18 protein-coding genes and 1 pseudogene are annotated in these 18,491 nt (G+C 73.3%); 4 read left to right on the forward strand and 15 right to left on the reverse strand.

Annotated features, from left to right (window positions below; genetic code table 11):
- From BM385_RS21785 to BM385_RS21810, 6 genes are all read right to left on the reverse strand, one after another.
- On the reverse strand, positions 1 to 257 hold a 257-nt coding region (locus tag BM385_RS21785; RefSeq protein WP_139275223.1), incomplete at its 3' end, for a helix-turn-helix domain-containing protein.
- On the reverse strand, positions 167 to 2,653 hold the full coding sequence (locus BM385_RS21790; RefSeq protein WP_254791706.1) for a heavy metal translocating P-type ATPase: 2,487 nt from the start codon (positions 2,651 to 2,653) through the stop codon (positions 167 to 169). The genes BM385_RS21785 and BM385_RS21790, both read right to left, overlap by 91 nt.
- A gap of 192 nt (positions 2,654 to 2,845) precedes the next feature.
- The gene (locus tag BM385_RS21795; protein ID WP_093844116.1) at positions 2,846 to 3,370 is read right to left on the reverse strand and encodes a nucleoside/nucleotide kinase family protein; all 525 of its coding nucleotides are present in this window, start codon (positions 3,368 to 3,370) and stop codon (positions 2,846 to 2,848) included.
- Between the two features lie 33 nt (positions 3,371 to 3,403).
- A complete protein-coding gene (locus BM385_RS21800) occupies positions 3,404 to 4,498 on the reverse strand; it encodes a Gfo/Idh/MocA family protein (RefSeq protein ID WP_093844117.1) in 1,095 nt (364 codons plus the stop codon).
- Between the two features lie 59 nt (positions 4,499 to 4,557).
- On the reverse strand, positions 4,558 to 5,049 hold the full coding sequence (locus BM385_RS21805; protein ID WP_093844118.1) for a hypothetical protein: 492 nt from the start codon (positions 5,047 to 5,049) through the stop codon (positions 4,558 to 4,560).
- Positions 5,046 to 7,529: a molybdopterin oxidoreductase family protein gene (locus tag BM385_RS21810; RefSeq protein ID WP_093844119.1), complete on the reverse strand. Its 2,484-nt coding sequence runs from the start codon at positions 7,527 to 7,529 to the stop codon at positions 5,046 to 5,048. The genes BM385_RS21805 and BM385_RS21810 overlap by 4 nt, the downstream gene beginning before the upstream one ends.
- A gap of 178 nt (positions 7,530 to 7,707) precedes the next feature.
- On the opposite strand from BM385_RS21810, the gene BM385_RS21815 reads away from it, so the two are divergent.
- Complete coding sequence (locus BM385_RS21815; RefSeq protein ID WP_093844120.1) at positions 7,708 to 8,391, forward strand: GPR1/FUN34/YaaH family transporter; 684 nt, start codon at positions 7,708 to 7,710, stop codon at positions 8,389 to 8,391.
- A gap of 105 nt (positions 8,392 to 8,496) precedes the next feature.
- On the opposite strand, the gene BM385_RS21820 is transcribed toward BM385_RS21815, so the two are convergent.
- From BM385_RS21820 to BM385_RS21830, 3 genes are all read right to left on the reverse strand, one after another.
- Entirely contained in the window at positions 8,497 to 10,656 is a 2,160-nt protein-coding gene (locus BM385_RS21820; RefSeq protein ID WP_019432558.1) for an MMPL family transporter, read from the reverse strand.
- A gap of 28 nt (positions 10,657 to 10,684) precedes the next feature.
- The gene (locus tag BM385_RS21825) at positions 10,685 to 11,218 is read right to left on the reverse strand and encodes a TetR/AcrR family transcriptional regulator (RefSeq protein ID WP_093844215.1); all 534 of its coding nucleotides are present in this window, start codon (positions 11,216 to 11,218) and stop codon (positions 10,685 to 10,687) included.
- 178 nt (positions 11,219 to 11,396) lie between these two features.
- Positions 11,397 to 12,002 carry a TetR/AcrR family transcriptional regulator gene (locus BM385_RS21830; protein ID WP_093844121.1) on the reverse strand — a complete coding sequence of 202 codons (606 nt, stop codon included), beginning with the start codon at positions 12,000 to 12,002 and terminating at the stop codon, positions 11,397 to 11,399.
- Here BM385_RS21830 and BM385_RS21835 point away from each other — a divergent pair.
- Positions 11,976 to 12,488: pseudogene (locus BM385_RS21835) on the forward strand (SDR family NAD(P)-dependent oxidoreductase); the annotation flags it as partial. The gene BM385_RS21830 and the pseudogene BM385_RS21835 overlap by 27 nt on opposite strands.
- Positions 12,489 to 12,535: 47 nt before the next feature.
- On the opposite strand, the gene BM385_RS21840 reads toward BM385_RS21835, so the two are convergent.
- Together BM385_RS21840 and BM385_RS21845 are read right to left on the reverse strand one after the other, a co-directional pair.
- Positions 12,536 to 12,817, reverse strand: coding sequence for a hypothetical protein (locus BM385_RS21840; protein ID WP_019432562.1), 282 nt, complete (start codon positions 12,815 to 12,817; stop codon positions 12,536 to 12,538).
- On the reverse strand, positions 12,814 to 13,047 hold the full coding sequence (locus BM385_RS21845) for a hypothetical protein (protein WP_019432563.1): 234 nt from the start codon (positions 13,045 to 13,047) through the stop codon (positions 12,814 to 12,816). Before BM385_RS21845 ends, BM385_RS21840 begins: the two co-directional genes overlap by 4 nt.
- A 171-nt stretch (positions 13,048 to 13,218) precedes the next feature.
- Here BM385_RS21845 and BM385_RS21850 point away from each other — a divergent pair, with 171 nt between their 5' ends.
- A complete protein-coding gene (locus BM385_RS21850; protein ID WP_093844122.1) occupies positions 13,219 to 13,698 on the forward strand; it encodes an HIT family protein in 480 nt (159 codons plus the stop codon).
- 292 nt (positions 13,699 to 13,990) lie between these two features.
- Here BM385_RS21850 and BM385_RS21855 read toward each other — a convergent pair whose 3' ends face one another.
- A complete protein-coding gene (locus tag BM385_RS21855) occupies positions 13,991 to 15,214 on the reverse strand; it encodes an MFS transporter (RefSeq protein WP_093844123.1) in 1,224 nt (407 codons plus the stop codon).
- Positions 15,215 to 15,556: 342 nt separating this feature from the next.
- Between BM385_RS21855 and BM385_RS21860 the strand changes: the two genes are divergently transcribed.
- Entirely contained in the window at positions 15,557 to 16,006 is a 450-nt protein-coding gene (locus tag BM385_RS21860) for an SUKH-4 family immunity protein (protein ID WP_093844124.1), read from the forward strand.
- Positions 16,007 to 16,056: 50 nt separating this feature from the next.
- Here BM385_RS21860 and BM385_RS21865 read toward each other — a convergent pair whose 3' ends face one another.
- The 3 genes from BM385_RS21865 to BM385_RS21875 all read right to left on the reverse strand — a co-directional run bounded on the left by BM385_RS21865 (position 16,057) and on the right by BM385_RS21875 (position 18,479).
- The gene (locus tag BM385_RS21865) at positions 16,057 to 17,061 is read right to left on the reverse strand and encodes a MerR family transcriptional regulator (protein ID WP_093844125.1); all 1,005 of its coding nucleotides are present in this window, start codon (positions 17,059 to 17,061) and stop codon (positions 16,057 to 16,059) included.
- Positions 17,062 to 17,064: 3 nt separating this feature from the next.
- Positions 17,065 to 17,736, reverse strand: a complete 672-nt coding sequence (locus tag BM385_RS21870; protein WP_093844126.1) for a HEAT repeat domain-containing protein — start codon at positions 17,734 to 17,736, stop codon at positions 17,065 to 17,067.
- Positions 17,737 to 17,852: 116 nt separating this feature from the next.
- The gene (locus tag BM385_RS21875) at positions 17,853 to 18,479 is read right to left on the reverse strand and encodes a TetR/AcrR family transcriptional regulator C-terminal domain-containing protein (RefSeq protein WP_019432569.1); all 627 of its coding nucleotides are present in this window, start codon (positions 18,477 to 18,479) and stop codon (positions 17,853 to 17,855) included.
- Positions 18,480 to 18,491: the final 12 nt, after the last annotated feature.

The following is an 18,491-nucleotide window of genomic DNA, read 5'->3' on the forward strand; positions in this document are numbered from 1 at the left end:
TCTGCCCGCAGCATCACGTCAATCAGCGGAGCGAACTCGTCCACTATGCGTTGACGCCGGCGACCATTCGCGGCACGCTTCGGCGGCGCCACGGGCGCCTGAGAGTTCAGATACTTGGTCACCGTTCGCCTGTTCAGCCCGGTCTCCCTAGCGACCTGCCGCAAACTCATGGCACCCGACTCATACAGGCCGCGAAAGCGCCGCACCTCCAGCCAGCGATTCGGATCCAAGACCACTTCCTGCCGCCCTTCGTCCATCCAGAACAGACGACAGAAGACTCACCCCTCCTACCCCTCCACCGCATCAACAATGGTGCAGCTTCATCCGTACGTGGTGGTGCACGATCACTTGTACGCGGACAGACGATGATGCTGGAGCCGGACATGGTGAGCGCGGCGATCTCGGGGCGCAGGACCAGTCCGGTCAGTGGTTCGAAGACGCCGGCGGCGATGGGGAGTGCGAGGGCGTTGTAGCCGATGGCCCAGCCGAGGTTCTGCCGCATCTTGTGCACCGTTGCGCGGCCGATGCGCAGGGCGGTGGGCACGTCGAGGGGGTCGGAGCGCATCAGCACCAGCTCGGCGGTTTCGATGGCGATGTCGGTGCCGGTCCCGATGGCGATGCCGAGATCGGCCCGGGCGAGCGCGGGGGCGTCGTTGATGCCGTCGCCGACCATGGCGACCCGGTGGCCCCGGTGCTGGAGTTCGGCGATCTTCGCCGCCTTGTCCTCGGGGAGGACGTCCGCGATCACGGTGTCGATCCCCAGCCGGCCGGCGATGCGCTCGGCGGTGACGCGGTGGTCGCCGGTGAGCATGACCACCTCGATGCCGAGGTCGTGGAGCGCGGTCACGGCCTCGGCGGAGGTTTCGCGTACGGCGTCGGCGAGGGCGATCAGCCCGGCCGGGCGCCCGTCGACGCCGATGACGACCACGGTGTGGCCGGTGGCGGCCAGTGCGTCGCGGCGTGCGGCGAGGTCTGCCAGGTCGATGCCCTCGCGGTCGGCCAGCCGGGGGTTGCCCACCACGACCCGGTGCCCGTCCACCTCGGCGACGGCGCCGTGGCCCGGCAGGTTCTCGAAGCGCCGTGCGTCGGGCGCCGTGATGTGGCGCTGTTCGGCGTGGCGGACGACGGCTTCGGCCAGCGGGTGGCCGGACTCGCGTTCCACGGCGGCGGTCAGGCTCAGCACGGTGTTCTCGTCGTAGCCGGTCGCCGGGACGACGGCGGTGACCTCGGGCCGGCCCCGGGTGAGTGTGCCGGTCTTGTCCATGACGACGGTGCGGATCCGGGCGGCGGTCTCCAGGGCGCCGGCGTTCTTGAACAGCACGCCGCGTGCGGCGCCCAGGCCGGTGCCGACCGTGATCGCGGTCGGGGTGGCGAGTCCCAGCGCGTCGGGGCAGGTGATGACCACGACGGTGATGGCGAACAGCACGGCGGTGCCCAGCGGCCGGTCGGTGAACAGCAGCCAGGCCGCGAGCGTGAGCAGCCCGCCCACGAGGGCGACGAGCACCAGCCAGAACGCCGCCCGGTCCGCGAGGCGCTGTCCGGGGGCCTTGGAGTTCTGCGCCTCCTGGACGAGCCGAACGATCCGGGCGAGGGCGGTGTCGGCGCCCACCTCGGTGGCGCGGATGCGCAGCGTGCCGTTGGTGTTGATGCCGGCGCCGATCACGGTACTGCCCGGTGCCTTGGGGACGGGGAGGCTCTCGCCGGTGACCATGGATTCGTCGACGTCGCTCTCTCCCTCCTCCACCGTTCCGTCGGCGGCGATCTTGGCGCCCGGCCGGACCAGCAGGAGGTCGCCGGCGGCCACCTCGGAGGTGGCGATCTCGACCGGCCGGCCGTCGCGGATCACCAGGGCTTTGGGTGGTGCCAGGTCGAGCAGGGCGTGGACGGCGTCGTTGGCGCCGCCGCGGGAACGCATTTCGAGCCAGTGGCCGAGGAGCACGAAGGCGGCCAGTACGGTGGCCGCCTCGTAGAAGACGTCCCCGCCGCCGGTGAGGGTCACGACGAGGGAGTAGAGCCAGCCCGCGGCGACGGCCACCGAGACCAGGACCATTATGTCCAGGGTGCGGGCGCGCAGCGCGCGCAGGGCTCCGGTGAAGAAGACGGTGGAGGAGTAGAAGATCACCGGGAGGCTCAGCAGGAGGGCCCAGACGTCCTGGCGCAGGCCGAACGGCACGGGCAGGTGGAGGCCGAGGACGTTCTCCGCGATGGGTGACCAGAGCAGGACGGGGATCGAGAACAGCAGCGCCACCAGGAAGCGGTTGCGCATGTCGGCCGCCATCGCCGCCATGGACATGCCGTGCTCTGCCGCCGGTCCGGGTTCGTTCGCGGGCTCGGGCGCCGGTGCCTGCGACTGTCCGGGTTCCATCAGCGGATCGCAGAGGTGGGAGGGCACCGACTGGCCGGCGCAGTGGTAGCCGCACTCCTCGACCCAGTGGCGCAGTTGGGCCAGGGAGGTGCGCCGCGGGTCGTAGGTGACGGTCGCCGTCTGCGTGACCGGGTTCACCTCGGCGCGCCGGACGCCGGGCCGGCGGCGGAGGACGGCGGTCACGGTGCTCTGCTGGGAGGCCCGCAGCATGCCGGTGACGTCGAGGACGACGGTGTCGTGTTCCTGGCCGGGTCCGGCCGGCCGCTCCGCCCGGTCGCTGTCCGCCATACGTTCACCCCGGTTCGTCCGGCCGGTCCCGGGCGGCGGGCCGCCGCCGGTGACCGGACCGCGGATCGGAGGCACCGGTCTCCAGCGCACCATGGGTGGCGGGTGGGGGCGAGCCGGGTGGGGCCGTTCGTCTGACCGGTGGGCGTGGGCCGGGGTGAGCGGCAGGTGGCGGTGAGGGCCGCGTCCTGCTCGTTACCAGCCGGCTGCCCGGAGCACGTCGTGGGCGATCTCGCGGACCGGACGGTCGTCCGTGGGAACGCGGACGGTGCCGGTGGGCGCGTCGCGGTCCAGGAGGCGCGCGTTGCGCAGGCTCGACGCGATGTGCGGGGCGAGCTGGGAGCCGATCTCGCGGCGGGCGAGGCGGGCGCGCACGGTGGATTCCTCGGCGGTCAGCAGGACGTGGGTGGTGTGGATCTCCCCGCCGCCCATCGCGCGTCGGATCATCGGCCCATCGAGGATGCTCATGGTGTTGGTGTAGATGAGGCGGCGCTGTCCGAGAGCCGCGTAGTTGGCCCAGACCGCGGCGGTGTTCCGCTCCGTGATGGCCGCCCGCTGCGGGTCGTCGGCGGGGGCGGGGTGGATCTGGTCCATGAAGTCGCCCTCGATCAGGCAGTGCGCCGTCGACCGTTCCTTCAGCAGCACGGAGACTTCCCAGGCGACGGTCGTCTTCCCGACACCCGAACCACCACCGATGAGCATCAACGCACAGGCCGTCATGGGCGACCAGCCTGGCAGGGAGCGGTCGGCCCGTCACCCGGTTTTCCGGCCGGTGCGGCCGATGCCGTGGGGGCGGGGCGGCGCGCAGTCGGGGACGCGGACCGGCTGTGAGCCGTTCTCCAGCGACCGGGCGCCGGCCACGCCCGCCAGGGAGGCGGCGACCGCGGGGCGTACCGGGATCAGGGGCGGCGCGCCCCCTTCCACGGTGGCGCGGAAGCCCTGGAGGATGCGGACGGTTCCCTCGTCCCGCCGGGCGACCGGCCGGCCGGCCAGGGTGAGGGGCGGGGCCTCGCGTTCCTCCTCGTGTGCGGCGCCGTCGGCGCGGGTCCAGGCTTCCGAGCGGAGGCGGACGGACCAGGACCGCTCCCCCGGGGCGCGTACCGATTCGGCGAGCCCCCGGGTGCCGCGGGCGGAGAGCCAGCTCCAGTGGCTGTCGGGTTCGCCCTGGAGGAATCCGTGGCGGGTGACGGCGAGTGCTCCGGTGGACAGCCGGACGGTGAGGACGACCGCGTCGCGCGGCCGGTGCTCGTCCACCGGGAAGGCCGTCACCTCCACGGGCCAGGCGTCCGTGACGGCCAGGACGGGCGACACGGTGTGGGTGCAGTACGCCGTGGGGGCGATGCGTCCGCGCCAGTTGCCGGGGTCGCCGATGAGGGCGTCGACGGCCTGGGGCGCCATGCCGTGCAGGTAGTCGGCCTCGATCAGGGTGATGCGGCCCAGTTCGCCGTCGGCGGCGGCCTGCCGGATGAGGCGGATGTGCGGGTGGTGGACGAAGTTCTCGGCGAAGGAGTAGGTGGCGCTCGATCGTTCGGCCGCGTCGATGAGTTGCCGGCCCTCGTTCTCGTCGGTGCAGGCCGCGCACTCGGACAGCACGTGCACGCCCTGTTCGAGGAAGGCGAGGGCGAGCGGCGCGTGTGCGTCGAAGTCGTTGGCCAGGACGACGCCGTCCAGCGGGTGGTCCAGCAGGTCCTGCCACCGGTCCACGAGGACGGTGCCGGGCAGCGCTTCCCGTGCCGCATGCCGGCGGGCGGCGTCCCGGTCGCAGGCCAGTGCCACGGTCACGCCCATCCGCCGCAGCCAGCCGGCCAGATGGAGTCCTCTGCTCAGTCCGATCACCCCGACGCGCATGCGGACATGATCGCCGTATTCCTGCCGCCGCCGGCAACGGGTTTCCGGGCGGCGCGGGGTCAGAGGCTGGTGAGGATCTGCGGCGACAGGTTCTTAATCATGGTGTTGGTCCAGCGCATCTGCCGCAGGGTCTGCGGGTGGCAGGCGGAGGCGAGGGCAAGGAGGCGGGGGTCCTTGGCGGCTTGTGCGGCCTGGGCGAGCATCTCCCAGTGCAGCGAGTTGTGGGCGGCGGCCAGGTGGACGTCGCGGAGGTCGTGCAGGAGCAGCAGGCCGGGTTCGGGGCGGCGGCCCACGGCCTCCGACGCCTTTTTTCTGAGGGTGGCGAGGATGCCGTCCGGGGAGTCCTCGGGCGGGCCGCTGAGGTCGAGGTCGTAGTGGGGGGCGGTGTCGGCGAGGCGTCGCAGGTGTTCCTCGGACCAGGCGGCGACGTCGGTGGCGACGTGGTGGACCTCGTGTTCGGTGCGGTGGCGTTCGGCGAGGGTGGTGAGGTCGCCGATGAGGTGCCGTTCGCCGTGGTGGAGGGTGCGCAGGGCGATCTTGATGCCGTTCACCGGTGGTCTTTCCTGCTGTCGGGGGTGGGGCCGGGGTCCTGGGTGGCGTGGGCCGCCGGGCCGCCGGTGGTGGCGGCCACCGTGGCGGTGGTGGGGGCGGAGGCGGTGGTGGTGGGTGCGGGGGCGGGTGTTCCGTCACCGCGGGCGAGGCGGGTGAGGGCGGCGGCGGCGGTTTTGAACAGGGGTTGTTTGGAGGCCGGGTCCCAGTCGGTGATCGTCGTCTCGTTGGCGGCCCGCCCGGGTGTGGTGGCGTCCGGGGCGGAGCCGGCCGGGGTGTCCCAGTAGCCGTAGTGGAAGGGGACGAAGAGCACTCCGGGGCGCAGCCCGGTGGGGCGCAGCCGTCCCTGGAGGGCGCCGCGGGGGGTGCGGACCTCGACGAGGTCGCCTTCGGCGAGGTCGAGCCGTTCGGCGTCCTGGGTGGAGATCTCCACCCACACGTCGGGGGCGGCGCGGTTCAGCTGGGGGACGCGGCCGGTTTTGGTGCGGGTGTGGAAGTGGTAGAGGGTGCGGCCGGTGGTCAGCTGGAAGGGGTACTCCTGGCTGGGTGTCTCGTGGGGGGTCAGGTAGGCGGCGGCTTTGAGGACGGCTTTGCCGTCCGGGTTGAGGGAGCGGTATTCGACGGGGCTGACGGTCGCTCCGGTCTCCAGGTCCTTGCCGTAGCTCTCGCACACCTCGGGGTGGGCCCAGCTGATGCCGTCGGTGTAGAGGCGCGGGGTGCCCTCGGGGGCGCGGTCGTTGACGGGCCACTGGATGCCGCTGCCGCCGCGCAGCTTGGCGTAGCTGAGTCCGGTGTAGTCGCAGGGGCGGCCGGCGCTGCACCGCTTCCATGCCTCGAACGCGGATTCGGGGTCGTGCCAGGTGATGAGGGGGCCGTCGTCCTTGTCGCGGAAGTCCATGCGGGCGGCGTAGTCGAGGAAGATGTCGAGGTCGGATCTGGCATCGCCGGGGGGTGGTACGGCCCGGTCGCTGAGGTGGACGGTGCGGTCGGCGTTGGTGAAGGTGCCGGTCTTCTCGCCCCAGGTGGCGGCCGGCAGGACGACGTCGGCGAGTTGGGCGGTCTCGGTGAGGAACAGGTCCTGGACGACGACGAACAGGCGCCGCTGGGTGAGGATCGAGCGGACGCGGGCGAGTTCGGGCAGGGAGACGGCCGGGTTGGTTCCGCTGATCCAGAGCATGCGGATGGAGCCCTGTTCGGCGTAGCGGAACATCTGCATGGCGTGGGTGGGCGGCGCGTAGTGCGGGATGGTGGTGGGTTCGACGTTCCAGACGGCGGCGAGGTCGGCGACGTGGCGGTCGTTCTGCCAGTTGCGGAATCCGGGGAGGTCGCCGTTGGCGCCGCATTCGCGGGTGTTCTGGGCGGTGGGCTGGCCGTTCATCTGGAGGATGCCGGCGCCGGGTTTGCCGAGCATGCCGCGGATGAGGTGGAGGTTGTTGATCTGAACGGCGGCGGCGGTGGCCTGGTGGGACTGGTAGACGCCCTGGAGGACGGTGGACAGCAGCCGGTCGGCGGTGCCCAGGAGTTCGGCTGCCTCGCTGATGCGGGCGGCGGGGATGTCGCAGATGTCGGCGGCCCACCGGGGGGTGCAGTCCTGGACGCGGGTGGCGAGTTCGTCGTAGCCGACCGTGTGGGCCCGGATGTAGTCGGGGTCGGTGCGGTCGTGGCGGATGGTCTCGTGCAGGAGGGCGTTGAGGAGGGCGAGGTTGGTGCCGGGGCGGGGGGCGAGGTGGACGGCGGCGGCGCGGGCGACGGGGGTGGGGCGGGGGTCGACGCACAGCAGGCGGGGCGGGTCGGTGCCGTCCAGCCGGTCGAGGATGCGCATCCACTGGACGGGCTGGGTCTCAGCGATGTTGTGGCCGAACAGGGCGATGACGTCGGCGTGGTCGATGTCGTCGAAGCTGCCCGGCTGTCCGTCGCAGCCGAAGGTTTCCTTGAGTGCTTCGGCGGCGGTGGCGGTGCACAGCCGGGTGTTGCCGTCGAGGTGGTTGGTGCCGATGCCCGCCCGGGCGAGGACGGTGAGGGTGTAGTACTCCTCGAGGAACAGCTGTCCGGTGGTGTAGAAGCCGATGGAGCCGGGGCCGCGTTCGACGAGCAGGTCGCGGGAGCGGGAGGTGACGCGGTTCATGGCGGTGTCCCAGTCGCTCTCCACCAGGCGGTCGCCGTCGCGGACGAGGGGGCGGTTGAGCCGGTCGGGTGAGGCGTTGGCCTGCCAGCCGAAGAGGTCCTTGGGGCCGAGGCGGCCACGGTTGACGCGGTCGCCAGCCCGGCCGCGTACCCCGGCGATGCGGCCGTCGGCCACGGCGATGTCCATGGCGTCGCCGTCGGAGTGCAGGAGGGAGGCGGTCTGCACCCAGTGCTCGACGGTGTCGGGGCCGATGCCCTCGGCGAGGTGGGTGTCCACGCGGGTGGGCCACCGCTGGTGGCGCCCGTAGGGGGTGCGGGCGCCCCAGGGTTCAGCGATTCGGTCCGCCGAAGACTGCATGCATAACCTCCGCCGATCGGCCCGGTGGCCGGCGGGCCGGACCGGGGTGGCTCACGGTAGTGCCGGGCGCGCGGGGGGCGATGGGGTGCTGTTGCGGACACGCCAGCGCGTTACCCGAGCGGCCCCGGATGGGGCTCGTCATGCTGGCCCGGGGGCGAGCGAGGTGAAGGAGAGCGCGATGGGTGCTGGCGCGGAGCCGGTGGCGGCGTCCCGGACGGTGGTGCAGCTGCGGCCGGTGGCGAGTGCGTTGCCGATGGGCTTTCTGGGGCTGGCGGGCGGGACGTTCGTGCTGGCGGGGCTGCAGGTGCACTGGATCTCCGCCGAGCAGTCGCATCCGGTCGCGTTCGTGCTGCTGGCGTTCGTGTTCCCGTTGCAGTCGCTGGCGTCGGTGTTCGGTTTTCTGTGCCGGGACGTGGCGGTGGCGACGGGGATGGCGGTGCTGTCCGGTACGTGGCTGGCGCTGGGGCTGATCACGCTGACCGGCCCGCCCGGTGCGAGAAGCGGGGCGGCCGGTCTGCTGTTGCTGCTGGCGGCGGTGGCGTTGTGGGTGCCGGTGACGGCGGGCGGTTCGGGGCGGCTGCTGGTGGCCGCGGTCATCGCGGTGGCTTCGGTGCGGTTCGCGGCGACGGGGGTGTACGAGCTGACGGGGGCCGAGGGGTGGAAGCACACGGCGGGGGTGATCGGTCTGGTGCTGGCCGCGGTGGCGGTGTACGCGGCGTTCGCGCTGGCCGTGGAGGACCAGCACCGGCGTACGGTGCTGCCCACCGGTCGGCGGGCGGCGGGTGCGGGGGTGCTGGACGGTGACTGGGGCCACCAGACGGATCGGATCGTGCGGGAGGCGGGGGTGCGCCGGCAGTTGTGAGGACGGTGGGGTGGCGGGGTGGCGGGGTGCCGGTGAACGGGGAAGGGCCCCCGGGGGTGGGGGCCCTTTCCGTTCGGGGCCGGCCGGTGGGGCGGCCGGGTGCGGTCAGGCGGGGACGGTCTCCTCGCTGCGCTGCTCCGCGGCGAGCCGCCGGTTCAGCTTCTCGCCCTCGATGTCGAGGTCGGGCAGGGCCTTGTCCACGGGGCCGGGCAGCCACCAGGCGGCGCGGCCGAGGAGGGACATCACCGCGGGGACCAGGGCCATGCGGACGACGAAGGCGTCGATGACGACGCCGATGGCGAGGGCGAACCCGATGGACTTGATGATCGGGTCGTCCATGAAGACGAAGCCGCCGAAGACGGAGGTCATGATGAGGGCGGCGGCGGTGACGACGCGGGCGTTGTGTCCCATGCCGCTGACCGTGGCGGCCTGCGGGTCGGCGCCGTGGACGAAGTCCTCGCGCATGCGGGAGACGAGGAAGACCTCGTAGTCCATGGCCAGGCCGAAGAGGATGCCGATGAGCAGGATCGGCAGGAAGCTCACCAGCGGCCCGGGGACGTCGACGCCGACGAGTCCGGCGAGGTGGCCCTCCTGGAAGATGGCCACGGTGATGCCGAAGGTCGCGCCGACGGTGAGGAGGAAGCCCAGGGCCGCCTTCAGGGGGACGAGCACGGACCGGAAGACCAGCATCAGCAGCAGGATGGACAGCCCCACCACCAGGATCAGGTAGACCGGCATGGCGTCGGCGAGCTTCTCCGAGACGTCGATGCCCAGCGCCGTGACGCCGGTGAGTGCGATGTCCGCGCCCTGGATGCCGTCGACCTGGTCGCGGATCGCGTGGACGGCGTCCTCGGTGGCGGTGTCGGTGGGTCCTGCTTCGGGGATGACGGTCAGCAGGGCGGTGGTGCCCTCGGCGTTGAACTGCGGCGGGGTGACGGCGAGGATGCCGTCGGTCGCCATGATGACCCCGGCGGCTTCCTCGGCGGCGGCGCCGGTGGACTGGGGGTCCGCGCCGTTGACGACGGCGATCAGCCGGCCGTTGAAGCCCTCGCCGAACCCTTCGGCGGTCAGGTCGTACGCCTCGCGGGCGGGCGAGCCCGCGGCGGCGGTGCCGGCGTCGGGCAGCGCCAGGCGCATGTTCTGGGCGGGGAGAGTGAGGGCGAGGAGCCCGGCGGCGGCGAGGATCAGGATGGGCAGCCGCAGCTTGCCGGTGACCAGCCGCCCCCACGTGAAGCCGAACCCTTCGGTGGCCGGGGCCGTGCCGCCGGTGGCGCGCTGCTTGCGGGGCAGGATCTTCGGCCCGGCGAAGGAGAGGAAGGCCGGCAGCAGGGTGAGGGCGACCAGGACGGCGATGGCGACGGTGCCGGCGGCGGCCAGGCCCATGAGGGTGAGGAAGGGGATGCCGACGACCGAGAGCCCGGCGAGGGCGATGACGACGGTGGCGCCGGCGAAGACGACGGCGGATCCGGCGGTGCCGGTGGCGCGGCCGGCGGCTTCCTCGGGGTCGATGCCGTCCGCGAGGTACTGGCGGTAGCGGGAGGTGATGAACAGCGAGTAGTCGATGCCGACGGCCAGGCCCAGCATGAGGGCCAGGATCGGCGCGGTGGAGGTCAGGTCGATGACGCTGGTGAGGGAGTAGAGGCCGGCCATGCCGATGGCGACACCGATCAGCGCGTTCAGCAGGGTCATGCCGGCGGCGACGAGCGAGCCGAAGGTGATGACGAGGACGACCGCGGCGACCAGGACGCCGAGGGCCTCGGTGGAGCCGACCTCCACCTCGCCGCCCATGATCTCGCCGCCGTGCTCGACCCGCAGGTCGTCGACGTCGGCGCCCACGGCCTCGTAGGCGGAGCGCTGGGCGTCGGTGATCTCGTCGGCGCCGCGGTCGAACTGGAGCTGGATCAGGGCGTAGCGGCCGTCCGGGGAGACGGCGCCGGCCTCGAAGGGGTCCATGACCGCGATGACGCCGTCGACGTCGGCGGCTTCCCGTACGACGGGGGCCAGGCCGGCCGGTTCGAGGGCGCTGCCCTCGGGGGCGGCGACGACGATGGTGCCGGTGGCGCCGCTGGCCTCGGGGAACTGACGGCCGAGGTCGTCAAGCGCCTGCTGCGACTCGGTGCCCGGCATGGAGAACTCGTCGCTCGTCGGACTCATCAGCGTGACGGCTCCGAGGCCCAGCAGGGCCAGGAGGACCAGCCAGGCCGCGGCTATGCGGCCGCGGGCGCGGAAGGAGAACCGGCCGAGCCGGTACAGCAGGGTCGCCATCGAGTGGCACCTTTCCGTGAGGGTTTCATCAGGTGGGGGTGTGCTGGAGGAGGCGCCGCATGCCGAGGATCAGTTCGGTGCGCAGGACCTCGTCGGGTACGTCGTCGTTCCCGGCAGTGGTGATGAAGAGGGCGCCGATCGCCATCCAGGCGGCCACCCGGGCGCGGGGGTCCGGGGAGCGGCCGGTGAGGGACTGGAGCAGGTCGGGGACGCCGAGGACCTCCTTATTGCTGGCCCGTTCGATCTCCGCGAAGAGCAGCCGCATCTGCCGGCGGAAGCGCAGGGCGGTGTCGACGTAGCCGGTCACCGCCGCTTCGACCAGTTCCGGGCCCTCCAGTGCGTCGAGGCGGGCCAGCAGGGCGGTGATCTCCTCGGCTGTCGGGGTGAGCAGTTCGACGAGGAGGGCGTCCTTGTTGGCGAAGTGGTAGAGGAGGGATGCCTTGGAGCAGCCGGCGTCGGAGGCGATGTCCTGCAGGGAGGTGCCGCGGAAGCCGTTCGCCGCGAAGAGGCGCAGCGCCGATTCCAGGATGTGACCGCGCAGCGCGGTAGCGGGTCGGGCCATGTGCTCCACCATAACTGTCCGATCGGTCAGCTCTGACCGATCGGACAGGAAAGGAGTGTGACGTCCGCCACGGAGGGGGCGGGAGGGGGCGGGAGGCGGCGGGTAGACGGGCAGGCGGAGGCGGCCGGCACGCGGGGCGCGTACCGGCGCGGACGAGCGGGGGTGGTGCGCCGCCCGGTCAGGTGCGGCGCGAGCCGCGCAGGAACTGGTCGACGGCGGTTTCCACGATGCCGTCCAGCAACTCCGGGGCCACCAAGGCGCCGTTCACCAGCGCGGCGATGCCCTGCATCGTGGCGAAGAGGACGACACCGGTCCGCTGCACGTCGCCGGGCTCCAGGACGCCCTCCTCCTGGCCCTGCCGGATCAGATCGTGCAGCAGCCCGAACGGGACGGCGGCGGCCTCGACGATCCGCTCGGCTCCCGCGCGGTGCTTGCCGGCGAACATCACCTTCAGCAGCGCGGCGTCCTCGGTCGCGAACCGCAGATACGCGACGGCCACGGCGTGCAGCCGGGGGCCGAAAGCCTCTCCGGCGGCGTCGCGGGCGGTGCGGAGTTCGGCGCCGAGCCGGGCGAAGCCGGATTCGGCGAGGGCGTCCAGCAGCGCCTGGCGGTCCGCGAAGTGCCGCCGGGGCGCGGCGTGGCTGACTCCGGCCTCGCGGGCCAGTTCGCGCAGGGACAGCTGCTCCGCGCCGTTCTCGCGCAGGCTGCGCTCGGCGGCCTCCAGCAGCGTCGCGCGCAGGTTTCTGTGGTGATAGGCGTCGTCACCGTCTCCTCCAGCGGTCACCGCCGGGGCAGGATCGACTTCGCCGACCTCAACTGGGAGCGCAAGCCCTACCGGGCCTTTCCGGCCTACGCCCAGTCGAAGCTGGCGAACCTCCTGTTCACCACCGAACTGCAGCGCCGCCTCACCGAGGCCGGCTCCGCGGTGCGTGCCACGGCCGCGCACCCAGGAATGGCCGCCACCGGCTTGCTGGACCACCTCGGCGCACCGGAGTCGATGCTCGGCAGGCTCCGCGCCGCCGCCACCCGCCGCCTCGCGCAGAGCGACGACGACGGCGCCCTTCCCACCCTGTACGCGGCGGTGGCCGACATCCCCGGCGACAGCTACGCGGGGCCGGACGGTCTGCTGGAGGGGCGCGGCGCGCCGAAGCGGGTCGGCCGCTCGAAGGCCGCCCGCGATGGTGCGGTCGCCCGCCGGCTGTGGACGGTTTCGGAGGAACTGACCGGCACCGCTTTCCCGTTAGCCACCATCACCGTCGCGGCCCGGTAGGCACGGGCACCGGTGGGCCGCCGCTCATGGCCGGGCCGGGGAACGGTTCAGGGGAGGAGGGGGAGCCAGCGGACGTCGAGGATCCGGGCGATGCGGCGGCTGCGGGATTCCAGGACGTACTCGATGGCGCCGTACACCGTCTCGTCGTCCTCGACGGGCGCGCGCCGGATCTCCTGGGGCCACGGATAGCCGAGGGGCCGCCCGACGTGTTCGGCGCGCCACTCCAGTTCGGTGATCAGGGCGCGCAACGCCGTCCAGGCGGGGCCGCTTTCCTTGGCGAGCTGTCGTTCGAGTTCCGGGTCGGTGTAGATGTCCCAGCGTGCGGTCACGCGGCGCTGATCTCGCGCCAGTCGCCGCCGCCCCGGTGGGCCTGGACGTACCGCTCGACCCGGCCGTCGCGCTGGGCGAGCAGCCCGTACGCCCACCACCGGCGGTAGATCCTCGGGAAGGTGGCCGGTGTGGCCGCGTCGAGATCGGCCCGGCAGGCGTCGCGATCGCCGGGGTCCTGCATGGCGATCACTTCGGCCACGGTCGGCTCCGGTCCGCCGGCTGCGTCCATCTCCGTGCTCCCTCCGCCCGGTAGGTGTCCCAGCCTAGCGACTACCCGCTGCGGGGGACCCCGAACGGGCGCGCTCTTCCGTGCGGTGGTGCCGTGCCCGGGTACCGGTGGGCGGGCGGCCGGTGTCCGGGGGTGGGGTCCGGGGTCGGGACAGCGGGGTAGGTTCCTGCCGTGGTCGACGACTGGCGCCGGGATCGGATCGGCAGCGCGCTGCGCGGTGAGAACCCCACGGTGCTGCGGCGCTTGAGCGCAGGGTTCGCCGTGATCGGCGATGTGCAGTTCCTGCCGGGGTACTCGGTACTTCTGGCGGACGATCCGCGGGCGGAGAGACTGTCGGACCTGCCCAGGAGGAGACGGCTGGCCTTCCTCTCCGACATGGAACAGCTCGGGGAGGCGGTCGAAAGGGTGTCCCGCAGGAGGGATACGGCGTTCCGGCGGGTCAATCTGGAGATTCTGGGCAACACCGACGGGTTTCTGCACGCGCATGTGTGGCCACGGTTCGAGTGGGAGCCGGCCGAATTGGTCGGCGTGCCGGTCTGGCTCTATCCGCGGGACAGCTGGGCCGACGAGAGGTACGCGCTCGGCCCGCGGCACGAGGAGCTGCGCCGGGCGATCGGGGGCGAGTTGGACCGTCTGCGCGGCGAGGGCTGAGCGGCCCGGGCCGGCCTCGTTGCTGTCGGCGCGGCCCGCGGCGAGGCGGTGGGCGTCGGCGCGATCCGCCGTCGCCTGCGCGTCGTATCAAGGGCGCAGGTGACGGCCGTCCAGCGGTGGTAGCCGGCGGGGTCGGCGGCGATGTCGTCGGCGTGCGCGGCCAGGTGCTGGGCCGCGCGGAGGCCGCGACCCGCGCCACTGCCCCGTCCTCCCTGTGGTGTTGGGGCTGAGCCTACCGCCGGGGGCGGGGCGTGCGCGGGGCTCGCGGTGTCGCGGTCCGGCTGGGGCCCGGTCAGTGGCGGACGGTGAGGCGGGAACGCAGGGCCGCCAGGGTGAGGGCGGCGAGCAGTGTGCCGGTCATCGGCACCAGGAAACCGGCGCCGGCCCAGTAGCGGTCCTCCAGTTGGCCGGCGGCGGTGACCGCGGTCGCCTGGCCGAGGGCGACCGCTCCGGTGAGCCAGGTGAAGGCCTCGGTGCGCGACCCGGCGGGGACCATGTCGCCGACCAGGGTGTAGCCGGTGATGAGCGCGGGGGCGATGCACACGCCGACCAGGAGTCCGAGACCGGCGAGGGCGAGGACGGAGTCGGACATCCACAGCAGGGAGGCCGCCAGCGCCAGCGCCGTGTAGCCGCCGAGCAGCCGGCGGTGCGGGGCCCCCTGCCAGGCGATCGCGCCGCACACGATGCCGGAGAGCATGTTGCCCCCGGCGAAGACGCCGTACAGGACGCCGTTGAGGCCGGGCCGGCCGATGGATTCGGTGAAGGCCGCGAGGGAGACCTGCATGCCGCCGAACACGGTCCCGATGCCGAAGAACGCGACGATCAGCACCTGGACGCCGGGCACCCGGATCGCGCTCTCGCGCCGCGCGCGGGTCCGTTCGGTGCGGATCACCGGTGGCTGGGAGCGGCGTTGTGCCGCGAACAGCAGTCCGCCGACCAGGGTCAGCGAGGCTTCCGCGACGAGGCCGGCGGCCGGGGTCACGGCGGTGCACAGGGCGGTGGCGAGCAGCGGGCCGACGACGAAGGTGAACTCGTCGGTGACGGACTCGAACGCCGCCGCCGTGGACATCAGCGGTGATTTCCTGAGCGTCGCGCTCCAGCGGGCGCGCACCATGGGGCCGATCTGCGGGACCGTGGCGCCGGTGGGCACGGCCACCGCGAACAGGGTCCACAGGGGCGCGTGGGCCAGGGCGAGCGCGGTGAGGGTCAGGCTGGACAGCGTGTGCAGCAGGGTGACGGGCACCAGCACCGCGCGCTGGCCGTGGCGGTCGGTGAGCCGGCCGGCGAGGGGCGCGCTCACCGCCATGGAGATGCCGGTGGTGGCGGCGACCGCCCCGGCGGCGCCGTAGGAGCCGGTGGTGTGCTGGACGAGCAGCACGATGGAGAGGGTGAGCATGCCGAACGGCTGGCGTGCGGCGAAGCCCGGGAGCAGGAAGGTCCAGGCGCGGGGGGTGCGCAGGAGTTGTCCGTAACCGGGGCGGGGGGATGTCGACTTCTGTGCGACCGTGGCTACCACGGCCCTTGCCTTTCTACGGCCTGGTAGCGCGCTCGTGGCGGCGCCGAGAGCTGTCCTCTTGCGCTGGACTGCGGTAGATACCGGGGCTCGTCGAGGGGAGCACCCGGCCGCCATACGGTCGCGCCAGCTCTGCGTCAGGCAGAGTGGGTACTGATGGGTGATCGTCAGCTTACCCGACCGTCCCGGACCGGTACGGGGCCGTCCGCCGGGCGGCTCACCCGGGGCCGGGGGCGAGGCGGCGGGGCCCGAAGCGGGCGTCGTCGGCGCTGCCGTCGTCGGGCGGCCGGTGGGGGCCGCGCCCGGGACGGATGGTGTGTCAGTGGCGGGAGCTAGGTTTCCCGCATGGACGATGCTGAGACGGCCGCGGCTCTGGCCCGGTGTACGCCCTGCCCGTACCCGGGCAGGTGGCAGGAGGCTCCCTTCGCGGAGCGCACGGTCGACGGGGTGCGGTACGCCGTGGTCGCGCTCGATCCGGGGTTGAGCGCGCTCGGTGTCCGCCGCACCGACGGCGCGGTGTGGGGGTTGCCGGAGGACGGGGCGCCGCATCTGGTGAACTCCTCGGTCGCGGCGTTCGTCGCCTGTTCCCGTGCCCATACGGAGGCTGCCGCCGAGGCCGCCGGGTACGACGGGGCCGGCGACGACGGGGACGAGGACGCGGCCGAGCGGGCCGCCGACGCGCTCACCGAGGGGTTGCTGGAGCGGTTCGCGGCGCTGGACGCGCCGGCCGTCGCCGACGAGAACGCCTTCTGGTGTGTGGCGGCCGAGGAGTTGGGCTACGGCATGAGCGTGTGAGCGCGCCGTGCCGCCGGACGGACGGGAGGCTCGCGGGGAGGGGGAGAGAGCTAGCGGTCCGCGCGGAGACCGAGGAGGTAGGTGGCGGTCAGCGCCACCGCGCGGTCCTCGTCCTGGGTCAGGCGGGCCAGGGCGCGGGTCGCCGGGGCGCCCGGGAGGTCCGCGAGTGCCTGGGTGAGGCGGCGGCGTCCCGGTGTTCCTCCGGCGTCGCGGGCGAGGCGGTCGGTGAGGCCGGTGGTGATCCGGTCCGCCACCGCCGGGTCGGCGGCCAGGGCGCTCAGCGCGTCGGCGGCGTCGGTGTCGTGATGTCCCTCCACGACCATGTCGAGCAGGGTCGGGATCGCGTCGGTCACCCCGCGCGCGCCGAGTTCCCTGGCCGCGTGCCGGCGGACCGCGGGGTCGGTCCCGGCGTGGGCCTCCCGCAGCAGGGCGGTCGCCGCGTCGCCGGGGATCTCGGCGACGGCCAGGACGGCCCGGGTGCGGACGGCGGCGTCGGGCGAGCGGAGGCCGGCCGCGAGGAGGCTCGCGCCGTCCTCGCCCGCGCGGGCCAGCGCCCAGCGCAGGGCTCCGGCGACGTGCGGGTCGGACTCGGTCAGGACGGCTTCGGCCAGGGCGTCCGGCGGTGCGGGCCGGTCCTCGGCGGCGGACAGGGCGGCCCGCTGGCGCGCGCCCGCGTGCGGTGATCCCAGCGCGCGCAGCAGGGCGACGGTCCGCAGGACGTCCTGCCAGGCGGCGGGCTCGGCGGCGTCGATGCGGCGCAGCCGGGTGAGCAGTTCCGTCTCCGCTGCGATGCGCTCGCGCGACCGGCGGATGAGGTCGTCGACGAGTCCGGCGGGCGCGAAGCCGGGGTCGTCCAGCGCCCGGCGTACGTCGCGCAGCGACAGTCCCAGCGAGCGCAGGCTCTCGATGTGGAAGATGCGCCGGATGTCCTGGGGGGAGTACTCGCGGTAGCCGGAGCCGGAGCGTTCCGCCGGACGCACCAGGCCGAGCGCCTCGTAGTGCCGCAGCATGCGGGCGCTGACCCCGGACCGCCGCGCGACCTCACCGATGAGCACCGTCTACCGTCCTTCCGGGTCCTCCCCGCCGAGGGCCACCACGCGTTTCGCCTCCTCGACGGCGAACTCGAATCCGGCGTCCGGGTCGCGCCACAGCCGTTCGGTGGCGAGCGCGTGGGCGCGTACGACGGGGTCGGGATCGGTTGCCGCGCCGCCCAGTACGGGGAGCGTCGCCTCCCCGAGCGCGATCAGTGCCCGGCTGAGGCTCAGCCGGACCTCGCGGGTTCCGCGGCCGAGCTGTGTCGCCAACAGTACGGCCAGCTCGCGCTCCGCACCCGGCGGGACGAGGACGGCGGCGGCCCGCCAGGCGCTGCGGGCCACGTCGTCGTCGGGGTCGGCCAGCAGCGCCGGGGTGATCACCGGCCAGGCGCTCCGGTCCCCGATCTTGGACAGGGTGTGCAGGGCCTGGCTGCGGGCCTGCGGGCGCCGCGAGCGGACTTCCCCGACTAGCGGCGGGAGCGTCAGCGACGCCGGGTGGCGGGTGAGGGCCCAGGTCAGCATCTCGCGGACGGAGAACTCGGGTTCGACCGCGCAGCGCTCGACGAGCGGGCCGATGAACCGGCCGTCGGGGGCGGTCCCGGCCTCCAGGGCCGCCCGGAGCCGGACGGACGGGCTGTGGTGTTGCAGTGCGTGCAGGACCCGGTGCGGCCGGGGCTCCTCGTGCGGGGTGATCATGTGGGCCTCCTCCTGGGCTTCAGTGAAGGCCTTGTCACGGTGTCAAGGTCAAGCGGGCGCGTGCCGGGCCGGGCCGGGGGCTCGGGGCCGTGGGGCGGGGGCCCGGGGGCTATGGCTCAGGCGGCCGGCCGGGCGAGGAGGGCGTCCAGGCCGAAGGCGAAGCGGTCTTCGAACGAGCCCTGCCGCAGATGGGTCAGCACGGGGTGGAGTGCGGGGTGTTCCGCGGGGTCCAGGGCCCGGGCGAGACGGTCGTCGTGCCGGTCGGGCGCGGCCTGTTCCTCCTGGGTCAAGCCGAGGACGAAGTAGCTGACGGTCCAGGCCGTCCAGGCGGCCCGCCGCTCGTCCGCACCGGCCTGCCGCAGGGCGTCGACCAGGCGGTCGGCGAAGCGCAGGGTGTGGGGTTCGGCGGCGTAGGTGCCGGTCACCAGGGCGGCGCCGTCCCGGTGGGCGAGCAGTGCCTGCCGGTAGCGGCCGGCCAGTTCGCGCGCCCGCCGGCGCGGGTCGGCGGGGAGATCGTCGTAGCCGATGGTGCCGAGGACCGCGTCGGCCATCAGTTCCAGCAGCCGGGCCTTGGTCTTCACGTGCCACAGCACGGTATTCATGCGGACGCCGAGGCGGTCGGCGACCGCCCGGGTCGACAGTCCTTCCAGTCCGCGGTCCTCCAGCACCTGGAGGGCGGCGCCGATCACGGCGTCCCGGGTGAGGCGGCCCGCGGCGTCTTCTCCGGCTTGCTTCTTGGTCACCGACCTAGTTTA

This window comes from Streptomyces harbinensis (assembly GCF_900116145.1).
Classification (GTDB): Bacteria; Actinomycetota; Actinomycetes; order Streptomycetales; family Streptomycetaceae; genus Streptomyces; species Streptomyces carpaticus.

Excerpts from the sequence above, each read along its gene's own strand:
- BM385_RS21790 (WP_254791706.1), bottom strand. The coding sequence starts at position 2,653 with ATGGCGGACAGCGACCGGGCGGAGCGGCCGGCCGGACCCGGCCAGGAA.
- BM385_RS21795 (WP_093844116.1), bottom strand. The coding sequence starts at position 3,370 with ATGACGGCCTGTGCGTTGATGCTCATCGGTGGTGGTTCGGGTGTCGGG.
- BM385_RS21800 (WP_093844117.1), bottom strand. The coding sequence starts at position 4,498 with ATGCGCGTCGGGGTGATCGGACTGAGCAGAGGACTCCATCTGGCCGGC.
- BM385_RS21810 (WP_093844119.1), bottom strand. The coding sequence starts at position 7,529 with ATGCAGTCTTCGGCGGACCGAATCGCTGAACCCTGGGGCGCCCGCACC.
- BM385_RS21815 (WP_093844120.1), top strand. The coding sequence starts at position 7,708 with ATGGGTGCTGGCGCGGAGCCGGTGGCGGCGTCCCGGACGGTGGTGCAG.
- BM385_RS21820 (WP_019432558.1), bottom strand. The coding sequence starts at position 10,656 with ATGGCGACCCTGCTGTACCGGCTCGGCCGGTTCTCCTTCCGCGCCCGC.
- BM385_RS21825 (WP_093844215.1), bottom strand. The coding sequence starts at position 11,218 with ATGGCCCGACCCGCTACCGCGCTGCGCGGTCACATCCTGGAATCGGCG.
- BM385_RS21845 (WP_019432563.1), bottom strand. The coding sequence starts at position 13,047 with ATGGACGCAGCCGGCGGACCGGAGCCGACCGTGGCCGAAGTGATCGCC.
- BM385_RS21860 (WP_093844124.1), top strand. The coding sequence starts at position 15,557 with ATGGACGATGCTGAGACGGCCGCGGCTCTGGCCCGGTGTACGCCCTGC.
- BM385_RS21870 (WP_093844126.1), bottom strand. The coding sequence starts at position 17,736 with ATGATCACCCCGCACGAGGAGCCCCGGCCGCACCGGGTCCTGCACGCA.